The organism is Pseudomonas bubulae (assembly GCF_037023725.1).
Taxonomy (GTDB): Bacteria; Pseudomonadota; Gammaproteobacteria; order Pseudomonadales; family Pseudomonadaceae; genus Aquipseudomonas; species Aquipseudomonas bubulae.
The window spans coordinates 866,586-878,830 of sequence record NZ_CP146077.1 but is presented as its reverse complement, the minus strand read 5'-3'; the positions used below and the strand labels follow the sequence as shown (position 1 = coordinate 878,830).

The following is a 12,245-nucleotide window of genomic DNA, read 5'->3' as shown; positions in this document are numbered from 1 at the left end:
GGGATTAAATCCCGTACTGCGCCCGGTACGCTTCAACGGCTGGCAGGTATTGCTTGAGGGTTTCGTCTTCGGCCAGGAACTGCAAAACCTGGTTCAACGAAACGATGCTGATCACCGGAATACCGAAGTCGCGCTCGACTTCCTGGATCGCCGACAGCTCGCCATTGCCGCGCTCCTGACGGTTGAGGGCAATCATCACGCCGGCCGCCTTGGCGCCCTGGGCCTGGATGATTTGCATCACTTCACGGATAGCGGTACCGGCCGTGATCACGTCGTCGATGATCAGGATATCGCCTTCAAGCGGCGAGCCAACCAGGCTACCGCCTTCGCCATGAGCCTTGGCTTCCTTGCGGTTGAAGCACCACGGCAGATCACGGTCGTGGTGCTCGGCAAGCGCTACGGCAGTGGTCGCCGCCAGGGGGATGCCCTTATAGGCCGGACCAAACAGCACGTCGAAGGAAATACCGCTGTCAACGATGGCGGCAGCATAGAAGCGCCCCAGCTGGGCCAGTGCAGAGCCGGTGTTGAACAGCCCGGCATTGAAGAAGTAAGGGCTGGTACGGCCCGACTTCAGGGTGAACTCACCGAAGCGCAAAACGCCACGATCGATGGCAAAGCGGATGAAATCGCGCTGATACGCTTGCATGAAAAAAGTCCCCAGATACCACGGATTTAGCTAATTAGTAAGACGGCGTGTATCATACACGCACGTGATTTTTGGGGCCATTTATGCGGATCATCAGTGTGAACGTCAATGGTATTCAGACGGCAGTCGAGCGCGGTTTGCTCAGTTGGCTGCAAGCTCAGAATGCCGACGTTATCTGCCTGCAGGACACCCGTGCCTCCGCCTTTGAACTGGACGATCCAGCCTACCAGCTCGATGGCTACTTTCTTTATGCCTGTGACGCCGAAGTCCCCGCCCAAGGTGGCGTGGCTTTGTACTCGCGGTTACAGCCGAAAGCAGTCATCACCGGGCTTGGCTTCGAGACGGCCGATCGCTACGGGCGCTACCTGCAAGCCGATTTCGATAAGGTCAGCATCGCGACCTTGCTGCTCCCTTCGGGGCAGAACGGCGATGAAGACTTGAATCAAAAATTCAAGTTAATGGACGACTTTGCCCGCTACCTGGATAAGCAGCGTCGCAAGCGTCGTGAGTACATCTACTGCGGCTCGCTGTATGTGGCGCAGCAGAAACTCGACATTAAAAACTGGCGCGACAGCCAGCAATCGCCCGGCTTCCTGGCGCCTGAACGGGCCTGGATGGATGAGATTGTCGGCAACATGGGATATGTCGATGCCCTGCGTGAAGTCAGTCGGGAAGGTGACCAGTACAGCTGGTGGCCGGATAACGAACAGGCCGAGATGCTGAATCTGGGCTGGCGTTTTGACTACCAGCTGCTGACACCGGGCTTGCGCCGCTTTGTACGAAGCGCTCGCATGCCGCGTCAGCCACGCTTCTCGCAGCACGCGCCATTGATCGTGGACTACGACTGGACACTGACTATCTAAGTGTTGATCGCAGATCCAGAAAAAGGCTCCCGCTCTGTTATCAAGGGCGGGGGCCTTTTTTGTATCCGAGGCACTTTCAGGCGAAACTGGGCGTTCGTTTATGCAAGGTGCGTATCCGGTACTGCAAAAGCACAGCGGCAATAAAAGTGACAACAGCCTGCAGTACGATGAATAGATAGATTGAAGGGCTATTAAAGTCATACAGGTAAATGACCGGGATAAACCCTGCAAGCATAAAGGTATTGATCAGTACTTGAGGGATCAGGGTGTCTCGCATTGCCCGCAAGTGGCTTGCCGTGAGCGAGAAGTAAAGCGAGCTCAATACCGACATGCATATCGCCACAAATCCTTCACTGGTAAACGTCAGCGAGCGGTCGCCAAAGATAAAAAACAAACCGCTTCCCAGCGCATAAAAACCCCCTGCAATCACGGCCATGAGCACGGCGGCGGCTAGTTGTCCGCGCGGGTAGATCTTGTCCGCATCCACGATATGCTGGCTGGTATAGACGCTATGAAGCTGAGCGAACGCTATGACCGGAATGCTGAGAAATCCGATAATAGACATACAGATCGAAAGATCGGCAACCAGGCTTTCATTCAGCGACAGCAGTTTTCCGTTAAGCAGGTAAAAGTACAATTTTTGCCCCGCTACCCCGGCGGCAATAGGAAAGCCCATTGAAACGACGTCTGCCAGTATTTTTGGCTTGACGAGGATGTGCCGGTATCCGAGCCGCATAGAGAGGCAGGCCAGGGAGATGAAGAGGGCTGTTTCGACAATCAAGAAGTAGCCAACAGCCAAGAAAACAAAGTCGTGCTTGCTGCAAAAAACAAAACAAAACATCAGGAATGCGCAGCCTGCACACGTGCACCACTTCTTTACGGTTGCACACGGCAAGGAGTGTCCAGAGGCTTCGTGGAAAAGATGGGTGAAGGTATTGATTACCAGCAAAGGGATGGCCGGAATATAAATAAGAGACAGGTAAAAAAGTTTATCCCTGTCAAGGCTGTCCAGAAAACGGATGGAGGGGAGGTAAGCGAATACGGCAAGGGCTGCGGCAAACGCAATGGCAGCGAATAAAACCGCTATCGACAGTCCGCTCTCAAAGATTGCCTGGGGAGTGAGCGCATTTTTTTGATGATGAACGATATTGCCAATGGCCGCCAGCGGCATGTAGAAAAGGGTAGATATAACTGAAAAGATCGCCAGGACATAGGCGAACACAGGAAGATCGGCAATATTCTTGTGCGCGAGCAGCGCCGCAGCGATGGAAATGCCAAAAAATGGAAAGAGTCGACTGACAATAAAATTCCATAAGTTTTCCTTTAGATTTTGCTCATAGGTCAACTTCACGTTCGACGTTTCCATAGGGTTATCATGTAATGCCCAAATATAGGCTAACAGGCATCCCTATAAGTTCGCATATCCAAGATAAGATGATGCCAGATTTCATCCACTTCCAGCGCGGGTGGCAGGACGGGATACATTGCCTGGTATTTTTATTGAGAAACAAAAGTTTTTATAATACTGGATCGCTATCTCAGCTTCTATCGGTGTCCACTGCCGGCAGAGCAATGGGGTGCAGCACCTTTTTGAGAATTCATCACGGCAGTTTTCATAATATCTTTATCCTTAAAGATAGTGGCGAAGACTGATCAAGCAGTCGACATAAAAACTAGACGAGTAAAAACAAATAGTCAACAGCATATTTTCAAGTGCCACTTGGCCTTTCTTTAAATTCGGTATTCACAGATGGCCATTGCACTAACATGGCGCGATAAATAACGGTGCGCTTTAAAATGAGGCTCTCTTAAAGGCATGGTTTATTTAGCGCGCATAAGTAAGTAGTTGTCGTTAAACGAATGCCTGGATAAACAAAGCATCGTACTGACGTCCACTCACCTGTTGTTTTGGCTCCCGCAATCAGCAAGCGTAGAAAAGCCCACCGAGGTGGGCTTTTCTACAAGGTGCCTGAGTTGCTGACTGAAACCTTACTTGATCGGCCGCCAGGTGAAGGGATAACGGTACACCACCCCGTCATTGGCCTTGACCCCTGCAATCACCACCAGCACTACCGCGCCAATCAGTACCAGGCCCAGCAGCGCAAAGCCGATCAGCACGAACATCAGCACATAGCAAATGGCCGAAGCAATCGCCACGGTGATCTGGAAGTTCAGTGCTTCCTTGCCCTGGTCGTCAATAAACGGGTCGCTCTCGCGCTTTACCTGCCACAGGATCAGCGGGCCGATCAGGCTGCCAAACGGAAACCACATCCCGAGGAACGCCGAAAAATGACAGAACATCGCCCATTTCCGGGCGTCGCGGCCCGGTTTGGGTGTTGAAAGATCCAGCTCACTCATCACGTTCTCCGGTTGGTCGTTTGAAGGCTTTGACAGTCAATCCGGCAATTTAGTCGGCCAATGCCGCTTGTTGCAGGGCAAAAATTTCGTTCATGCCTTTTTGTGCCAGTGCCAGCATGGCGTTCAGCTCTTCAGGCTGGAACGGTGCGCCTTCGGCGGTGCCCTGAACTTCGATGAAACCGCCGCTGCTGGTCATCACCACGTTGAGGTCGGTTTCGGCTGCCGAATCTTCAGGATAGTCCAGGTCAAGTACCGGTACGCCCTGGTACATGCCCACCGATACCGCCGCGATCATCTGCTTGATCGGGTCACCGCCTTTGAGGCCGCCACGCTTCTTGATGATCTTCAGGGCGTCGACCAGAGCAACCATGGCGCCGGTGATCGAGGCAGTGCGGGTGCCGCCGTCAGCCTGGATTACGTCGCAGTCGACGTACAAAGTGATATCGCCCAGTTTGGACATATCCAGTGCAGCACGCAGGGAGCGGCCGATCAGGCGCTGGATTTCCAGGGTGCGCCCGCCTTGCTTGCCGCGGCTGGCTTCGCGCTGGTTACGGTCGCCGGTGGCGCGTGGCAGCATGCCGTATTCGGCAGTCAGCCAGCCCTGGCCCTGGCCTTTGAGGAACCGCGGTACGCCATTCTCGACGCTGACGGTGCAGATGACTTTGGTGTCACCGAACTCGACCAGTACAGAACCCTCTGCGTGTTTGGTGTAGTTGCGGGTGATGCGGATCGGGCGGAGCTGATCGGCAACGCGACCACTTGGACGTTTCATGTGGGATACCTGTACGGGACGGAAAACTGCCGAGCATTATAAAGGAAAGGCCATGGCTGCGCAGGGCGCGTCTGTGAACCCTGGCGGGGAACGAAGATTGGATGTATTTACGACCGACGCCATTTGGGGCAGTTGCCCGCACTGCGTTACAATCTGTCGTCTAACCTGCCGCCAGGCTTAACTCATCCAATCGCGAGGTACCGTCCATGGTGCACAGCATGACCGCCTTTGCCCGCGTCGAAAGCGCCGGCACTCAGGGCACCCTGAGTTGGGAGCTGCGTTCGGTCAACAGCCGCTACCTGGAGCCGCACCTGCGTCTGCCTGAATCTTTCCGTGACCTCGAGGGCGCGGTGCGTGAAGCGCTGCGCCAGGGCATCTCCCGGGGCAAGCTGGAATGCACTTTGCGTTTCACTGAAGAAACCACCGGCAAGCCGCTGCAGGTTGACCGCGAGCGTGCCGCCCAGCTGGTGGCCGCCGCCGAGACCATCGCCAGCCTGATCAAGCAGCCTGCCGCGCTCAACCCGCTGGAAGTCCTGGCCTGGCCCGGTGTTCTGGTAGCCGATGCCAGCGACCCGCAAGCCTTGAACACCCAGGCCCTGGCGCTGTTCAAGCAAGGCCTGCAAGAACTGAAAAACGGCCGTGAGCGCGAAGGCGCGGAACTGGCCCGCCTGATCAGCGATCGCTTGACCGCCATCGAAAGCGATGTCGAAACCCTGCGCGAGCTGGTACCGCAAATGCTCGCCACCCAGCGTCAAAAGGTCCTCGATCGCTTTGCCGACATGAAGGCCGAGCTTGACCCCCAGCGCCTTGAACAGGAAATGGTTCTGCTCGCGCAAAAAAGCGACGTGGCCGAAGAGCTGGACCGCCTGAGCACCCATATTCTTGAAGTACGCCGCGTACTCAAGTCGGGGGGTGCTGCCGGGCGACGCCTGGACTTCCTGATGCAAGAACTGAATCGCGAGGCCAATACCCTGGGCTCCAAGGCATTCGATCCACGCAGTACCCAAGCGGCGGTCAACCTCAAGGTGTTGATCGAGCAGATGCGTGAACAAGTACAGAATATTGAGTAAGGCACACCCTGACATGACCCACAGCACTGGCACCCTTTATATCGTTTCTGCTCCTTCGGGCGCAGGCAAGACCAGCCTGGTCAAGGCATTGATCGACGTTGAGCCGCAGATCCGGGTATCGGTCTCGCACACCACCCGTGCCATGCGCCCAGGTGAAGTGAATGGCGTGAACTATCATTTTGTCGAGCGCGAAGAGTTCGTGAAAATGATCGAGCACGGTGACTTCCTGGAACGTGCCGAAGTGTTCGGCAACCTTTACGGCACTTCGCAAAGCCACCTGCAGCAGACCCTGGATGAAGGCCACGACCTGATTCTGGAAATCGACTGGCAAGGTGCAGAGCAGGTGCGCAAGCTGATGCCGCAGGCGCGCTCGATCTTTATCCTGCCGCCGAGCCAGGAAGCCTTGCGTCAGCGTCTGGACAACCGTGGCCAGGACAGCGACGAAATCATTGACGCACGCATGCGCGAAGCCGTGAGTGAAATGAGCCACTATGTGGACTATGACTACCTGATCATCAACGACGATTTTGCCCTGGCACTTGAAGACTTGAAGGCCATTTTCCGTGCCAATCGCCTTCAGCAAAAACGCCAGCAACAGCGTTTTGGCAAATTACTGGCCGAACTGCTCGGTTAATGAACACTTCCCAAAACCCCTGTAAGGGCTTTACATTGGCGCTTACAGAGGTTTTAGGAGCAGTGACGGAAAAATCAGCGCTTCCCTAATGGCTGGTGATTTTTTAAACTGTTCAGTCCGCTCGCCCATCCGGGCAGCGCGCATATTGCATTTGCTACGAGGAAGACCATGGCCCGCGTAACCGTTGAAGACTGTCTAGAACACGTGGATAACCGCTTTGAGCTGGTCATGCTCTCTACCAAGCGTGCCCGTCAACTGGCCACCGGCGGTAAAGAGCCTCTGGTGCAGTGGGAAAACGACAAGCCTACCGTTGTTGCCCTGCGCGAAATCGCAGAAGGCCTGATGAGCTACGAGTTTATCGCCAACGCTGAAATCGTCGAAGACGAACCGCTGTTCGCAGCGTTCGAGGACGAGTCCAACGAGGCGAACTAAGCCTATGCCCGGTCGACGTAGCACGGCGAAGGGTAAAAAGTTTTGGCAGGAGGTTTCCTCATGCCGAGCATAGACGCCCTCGCCGATCGCTTGTCGGCGTACCTCGGCCCGGACCAGGTCAATCTGGTCCGCCGGGCGTACTTCTACGCAGAACAAGCCCACGACGGCCAACGCCGACGCAGCGGCGAGCCTTATGTCACGCACCCGCTGGCAGTGGCAAATATCCTTGCCGACATGCATATGGACCATCAGAGCCTGATGGCGGCCATGCTGCATGACGTGATTGAAGACACCGGTATTGCCAAGGAAGCGCTGGTAGCGCAGTTCGGCGAAACCGTGGCCGACCTGGTCGATGGAGTCAGCAAGCTGACTCAGATGAACTTCGAAACCAAGGCCGAAGCCCAGGCTGAAAACTTCCAGAAGATGGCCATGGCCATGGCACGCGATATCCGCGTGATCCTGGTGAAGCTGGCTGACCGTCTGCACAACATGCGCACCCTCGAAGTGCTGTCCGGCGAAAAACGCCGACGGATTGCCAAGGAAACCCTGGAAATCTACGCACCCATCGCCAATCGGCTGGGCATGCACAGCATTCGTATCGAATTCGAAGACCTCGGTTTCAAGGCGATGTACCCGATGCGCTCCGCGCGCATTTATCAGGCGGTCAAACGCGCCCGGGGCAATCGCAAGGAAATCGTCAACAAAATTGAAGAATCGCTCAGCCACTGCCTGGCCATCGATGGCATTCAGGGCGAAGTCAGCGGTCGTCAAAAGCATATCTACGGCATCTACAAGAAGATGCGCGGCAAACGCCGGGCTTTTAACGAGATCATGGATGTTTACGCATTCCGGATCATCGTCGACAAGGTCGACACCTGCTACCGCGTGCTGGGCGCTGTACATAATTTGTACAAGCCCCTGCCGGGCCGGTTCAAGGACTACATCGCCATTCCCAAGGCCAACGGCTACCAGTCGTTGCATACCACGCTGTTTGGCATGCATGGCGTACCGATCGAGATCCAGATCCGTACCCGTGAAATGGAAGAAATGGCCAACAACGGCATCGCCGCCCACTGGCTTTACAAGTCCAGTGGCGACGAGCAGCACACGGGCACCCACGCCCGGGCGCGGCAATGGGTCAAGGGCGTGCTGGAAATGCAGCAACGCGCCGGCAACTCCCTCGAATTCATCGAAAGCGTGAAGATCGACCTGTTCCCGGACGAGGTCTACGTGTTTACGCCCAAAGGACGGATCATGGAGCTGCCCAAAGGCTCCACGGCCGTCGACTTTGCCTACGCGGTGCACACCGATGTGGGCAACAGCTGCATCGCCTGTCGCATCAACCGGCGTCTCGCACCGCTGTCCGAGCCGCTGCAAAGCGGCTCCACGGTCGAGATCGTCAGCGCTCCCGGCGCCCGACCCAACCCGGCCTGGCTTAACTTTGTGGTCACCGGCAAGGCGCGTACCCATATTCGCCATGCGCTCAAGCTGCAACGTCGTTCCGAGTCGGTCAACCTGGGCGAACGCCTGCTCAACAAGGTGCTTAACGGCTTCAACAGCGCGCTGGACAAGATCCCGGCCGAGCGCGTTCAGGCCATGCTCCAGGAATACCGCCTGGAGCATATCGAAGACCTGCTCGAAGATATCGGCCTCGGCAATCGCATGGCCTATGTAGTGGCCCGACGCCTGCTGGGCGAAGGCGAAGCATTGCCGAGCCCGGAAGGCCCGCTGGCGATTCGCGGCACCGAAGGCCTGGTGCTCAGCTACGCCAAATGCTGTACGCCGATCCCGGGGGATCCGATCGTTGGCCATTTGTCCGCAGGCAAAGGCATGGTCGTGCACCTGGACAACTGCCGCAATATCAGTGAAATCCGCCACAACCCCGAAAAGTGCATTCAGCTGTCGTGGGCCAAGGACGTTACCGGCGAGTTCAACGTTGAATTGCGCGTCGAACTGGAACACCAGCGCGGCCTGATTGCGCTGCTGGCCAGCAGCGTCAACGCTGCCGACGGCAATATCGAAAAGATCAGCATGGACGAACGCGATGGTCGCATCAGCGTGGTCCAACTGGTGGTCAGCGTACACGACCGTGTACACCTGGCCCGCGTGATCAAAAAACTGCGCGCCCTTACCGGGGTTATCCGCATCACTCGCATGCGTGCGTAGCCATCTAATTACAAGGAGTCACCCATGTCCAAGACTGTTATCACCAGCGACAAGGCACCTGCTGCAATCGGTACTTATTCTCAGGCGATCAAAGCTGGCAATACTGTCTACATGTCCGGTCAAATCCCGCTGGACCCAAAAACCATGGAACTGGTTGAAGGCTTTGAAGCCCAGACCATCCAGGTTTTCGAAAACCTGAAGTCGGTCGCTGAAGCCGCAGGCGGTTCGTTCAAGGACATCGTCAAGCTGAACATCTTCCTGACTGACCTGAGCCACTTCGCCAAGGTCAACGAGATCATGGGCACCTACTTCGAACAACCCTATCCGGCCCGCGCCGCCATTGGCGTTGCTGCACTGCCAAAGGGCTCGCAGGTAGAAATGGACGCTATTCTGGTTATTGAGTAACGCCCTCGGCGCAGCGTCTTCATGCTGCGCCACCCCCCCGCTCTTCCCGGCTTCAAAAGGATTCCACCATGCGCAAAGCGCTAGTGTTGTCACTGCTCTCCATTGTTTTGGGTGGTTGTGCCAGCGAACCCGCCCCCCGTGATATCAGTGGCATCTGGATCAATCAGGCAGCAATAGATGAAGCGGCCAAGGGTGGCGGCCTGCTTGACGCCTTGTCGTCGTCAGGGCCAACCCTGGAATGGAGCATCGACGCCAAAAACGCCAAGGCCACCTGGCGAAGCAGCTTTGAGCGGGACGAGGGTACGCTGGTGCCTGATGGCAGCGCGTCGTGGAAGGTCAATTTCTATGGCGGTGAGAATACTGACCTGAAGCTCGAAGGCTCTGAATTAATACAGTCAGCGACTGAATTCTTTCCGCGGCAGGCGTTCGTACGTCCAGCTCAAAGTGATGTCGGTGAAGTTTCCCGGGGCACAAATGCAGATTTGTTCAAATCGGTGCATTTTGAGCAGGCACTCAAGTCAGCCTATCTTGGGGGCGAATGGCGCGTACTGAGTGGTGCAGGTCAGGGTGCCAAGGTGACATTCTCGCCCAAGGGGCAAGTCAGTGGATTGCCTGGCATCAATGGCTATGAGCTGTGCCTGGGAGGTGACTGCGCCACTATGAGCGGCGGTTTGGACAGCCTCTGGCTTCAGCAGGGGGAAATGGGCGCAGCGCATATTTTTGTGCGCAAAGGCCGCACACTTGAAATCTTCGAGGCGGTGGACGTCTCAGCGCCCGACGAAATGCCCCAGCTCTACCCGGGCAAGCGTGAGTGGGCGCTGGAGAAGCTGTAAGCCAACCAAACGCCCGCTCCCACAAGACAACTCTCAGGCCTGCTCCCCCAAAATCGCAGCATAGCCCTCGCGATAATTCGAATAGCGCGGCTCCCAGCCCAGCGCCTTGGCGCGGGCATTGCTGCAGCGCTTGCTGCCTGCGCGGCGCACGCTCGCTTCGGCGGCCCATTCGGTAATGCCCAACCGCTCGCGCAACCAGTCCACCACTTCTGCCAGTGGCGCCGGTGCGTTATCCACACCTATATAGCAGTCATCCAGCGCCTTGCCCTGACGATCAGCCTCCAGCAGAAAGGCCAGCAGCCCCGCAGCATCATCGGCATGGATACGGTTGCCATACAGCGGCGGCTCAACCGCCACGCGATAACCTTTGCGCACTTGCCCCAGCAGCCATTCACGACCCGGCCCGTAGATCCCGGTCAGGCGTACCGCGCTGGCAGCGATGCCACTCTCCAGCGCCACCCGCTCGGCATCCAGGATGATCCGGCCAGAGTAGTTGGTGCTCAGGGCGGGCGATGTTTCGTCGATCCATTCCCCGTCTTTCTGGGCGTAAACGCCACTGCTGGATACAAACAGCAGACGCTTGGGTCGCTGACCATGCTGCTCCAGCCAACTCAGGGTGTTTTTCAGGCCGTCTACATATGCCGCCTGATAGCCCGCTTCGTCATGCTCGGTCGCCGCCGCGCTGTACACCACGTAATCAATTTGCCCGGTTGGCCATTGCGTCGGGCATTGCTCGCTGAACAAATCGCCCTCCACACCGATAACGCCCGTGGGTAAACGGTCAATGGAGCGGCGCAGGCCGTAGACCTGCCAATCCTGGTCGAGCAGTTGAGTCGCCAGACGGCTGCCGACATCACCGCATCCGACGATCAATACAGAGGCTTTGGGCATCGCAAAAATCCTAATGAAAAGTTACAAAAAGACGTAATTTGGCACGACCAAAGTCGTGACTTCCGAAAAAAACAGATGCTATTGCTTTTGTTAACAAGAATTACTTGCAATAATAACCCATCATTTTGCCCTTGGTCTTACAACGCGTTGTAGGGCATTACCTCATTACTTTTCTCAGGTCCGGCTAGCATGACACGCAATCATCCCACCGCTTCGCCAACCCAGCCTTCGAGCCCTGCACGCGTCTGGCGTGGGGTTGCGGCGCTGATGTTCAGCTTGATGTTGGCACCTGTTGCGGCATTTGCCGACGAGCCTGCTGCCCCGGCCGTGCACGCGGCCACTGAAGCAGCTGCCCCGGCACCTGTTGCTGCACCGGGTACGACTGATCCTACACTGGTTGAAGGCGCTGCTGCGCCAGCCGATAACGCGCCGCAAATAGTCGCAGAAGAAGACAACAGCCTGGGCATGGCCCATGACCTGTCGCCTTGGGGCATGTACAAAAACGCAGACATCATCGTCAAAATCGTAATGATCGGCCTGGCTATTGCTTCGATCATCACCTGGACGATCTGGATTGCCAAAGGCTTTGAAGTCCTGGGTGCCAAGCGTCGTCTGCGCAGCGAAATTGCCCAACTGAAAAAAGCTCGCACCTTGAAAGAAGCCAGCGAGACGGCTGGCAAAGAAGGCACCCTGGCCCACTTGCTGGTGCAGGACGCCCTTGAAGAAATGCGCCTGTCGGCCAACAGCCGTGAAAAAGAAGGCATCAAGGAGCGTGTAAGCTTCCGTCTTGAGCGTCTGGTTGCAGCGTGCGGTCGCAACATGAGCAGCGGCACTGGCGTACTCGCCACCATCGGTTCCACAGCACCGTTCGTCGGTCTGTTCGGTACCGTATGGGGCATCATGAACAGCTTTATCGGCATCGCCAAAACCCAGACCACCAACCTGGCAGTTGTTGCGCCGGGTATTGCCGAAGCCCTGCTGGCCACGGCACTGGGTCTGGTCGCAGCGATCCCTGCGGTAGTGATTTACAACGTCTTCGCCCGCTCCATCACCGGCTACAAGGCCCAGGTGGCGGATGCGTCTGCTGAAGTGTTGCTGTTGGTTAGCCGTGACCTCGATCACCTGCCGCCCGAGCGCAGCTCGCAACCGCACATGGTGAAAGTGGGGTAATCGGC

At 56.6% G+C, this 12,245-nt stretch carries 13 protein-coding genes; 8 read left to right on the top strand and 5 right to left on the bottom strand.

Translation table 11 applies throughout. From position 1 onward, the window contains the following. Nucleotides 1-4: 4 nt before the first annotated feature. A complete protein-coding gene (gene pyrE / locus V6L81_RS04040; protein WP_094999720.1) occupies nt 5-646 on the bottom strand; it encodes an orotate phosphoribosyltransferase in 642 nt (213 codons plus the stop codon). A gap of 83 nt (nt 647-729) precedes the next feature. Here pyrE and V6L81_RS04035 point away from each other — a divergent pair, with 83 nt between their 5' ends. Beyond that, complete coding sequence (locus V6L81_RS04035) at nt 730-1,509, top strand: exodeoxyribonuclease III (protein WP_016782698.1); 780 nt, start codon at nt 730-732, stop codon at nt 1,507-1,509. 76 nt (nt 1,510-1,585) lie between these two features. On the opposite strand, the gene V6L81_RS04030 is transcribed toward V6L81_RS04035, so the two are convergent. The 3 genes from V6L81_RS04030 to rph all read right to left on the bottom strand — a co-directional run bounded on the left by V6L81_RS04030 (nt 1,586) and on the right by rph (nt 4,639). Next, nucleotides 1,586-2,860, bottom strand: coding sequence for a hypothetical protein (locus V6L81_RS04030; RefSeq protein ID WP_130872188.1), 1,275 nt, complete (start codon nt 2,858-2,860; stop codon nt 1,586-1,588). A 638-nt stretch (nt 2,861-3,498) separates the two neighbouring features. Continuing rightward, entirely contained in the window at nt 3,499-3,867 is a 369-nt protein-coding gene (locus V6L81_RS04025) for a DUF4870 domain-containing protein (RefSeq protein ID WP_094999718.1), read from the bottom strand. 49 nt (nt 3,868-3,916) lie between these two features. Beyond that, nucleotides 3,917-4,639 (bottom strand): ribonuclease PH, encoded by a 723-nt coding sequence (gene rph / locus V6L81_RS04020; RefSeq protein WP_016782701.1) that lies wholly within the window; start codon nt 4,637-4,639, stop codon nt 3,917-3,919. 206 nt (nt 4,640-4,845) lie between these two features. Here rph and V6L81_RS04015 point away from each other — a divergent pair, with 206 nt between their 5' ends. The 6 genes from V6L81_RS04015 (at nt 4,846) to V6L81_RS03990 (ending at nt 10,179) form a co-directional block, all read left to right on the top strand. After that, nucleotides 4,846-5,709 carry a YicC/YloC family endoribonuclease gene (locus V6L81_RS04015; RefSeq protein ID WP_095017870.1) on the top strand — a complete coding sequence of 288 codons (864 nt, stop codon included), beginning with the start codon at nt 4,846-4,848 and terminating at the stop codon, nt 5,707-5,709. A 13-nt stretch (nt 5,710-5,722) separates the two neighbouring features. Continuing rightward, a complete protein-coding gene (gene gmk / locus V6L81_RS04010) occupies nt 5,723-6,343 on the top strand; it encodes a guanylate kinase (protein WP_016782706.1) in 621 nt (206 codons plus the stop codon). A gap of 168 nt (nt 6,344-6,511) precedes the next feature. Continuing rightward, entirely contained in the window at nt 6,512-6,775 is a 264-nt protein-coding gene (gene rpoZ / locus V6L81_RS04005) for a DNA-directed RNA polymerase subunit omega (protein WP_016782707.1), read from the top strand. A 60-nt stretch (nt 6,776-6,835) separates the two neighbouring features. Further along, nucleotides 6,836-8,941, top strand: a complete 2,106-nt coding sequence (gene spoT, locus V6L81_RS04000) for a bifunctional GTP diphosphokinase/guanosine-3',5'-bis pyrophosphate 3'-pyrophosphohydrolase (protein ID WP_094999716.1) — start codon at nt 6,836-6,838, stop codon at nt 8,939-8,941. Nucleotides 8,942-8,965: 24 nt separating this feature from the next. Continuing rightward, nucleotides 8,966-9,346: a RidA family protein gene (locus V6L81_RS03995; RefSeq protein WP_016782709.1), complete on the top strand. Its 381-nt coding sequence runs from the start codon at nt 8,966-8,968 to the stop codon at nt 9,344-9,346. Between the two features lie 68 nt (nt 9,347-9,414). Continuing rightward, complete coding sequence (locus tag V6L81_RS03990) at nt 9,415-10,179, top strand: hypothetical protein (RefSeq protein WP_338660493.1); 765 nt, start codon at nt 9,415-9,417, stop codon at nt 10,177-10,179. 33 nt (nt 10,180-10,212) lie between these two features. Here V6L81_RS03990 and V6L81_RS03985 read toward each other — a convergent pair whose 3' ends face one another. Further along, nucleotides 10,213-11,070, bottom strand: a complete 858-nt coding sequence (locus tag V6L81_RS03985; RefSeq protein ID WP_094999714.1) for an NAD-dependent epimerase/dehydratase family protein — start codon at nt 11,068-11,070, stop codon at nt 10,213-10,215. A gap of 189 nt (nt 11,071-11,259) precedes the next feature. On the opposite strand from V6L81_RS03985, the gene exbB reads away from it, so the two are divergent. After that, entirely contained in the window at nt 11,260-12,240 is a 981-nt protein-coding gene (gene exbB / locus V6L81_RS03980; protein ID WP_094999713.1) for a tonB-system energizer ExbB, read from the top strand. Nucleotides 12,241-12,245: the final 5 nt, after the last annotated feature.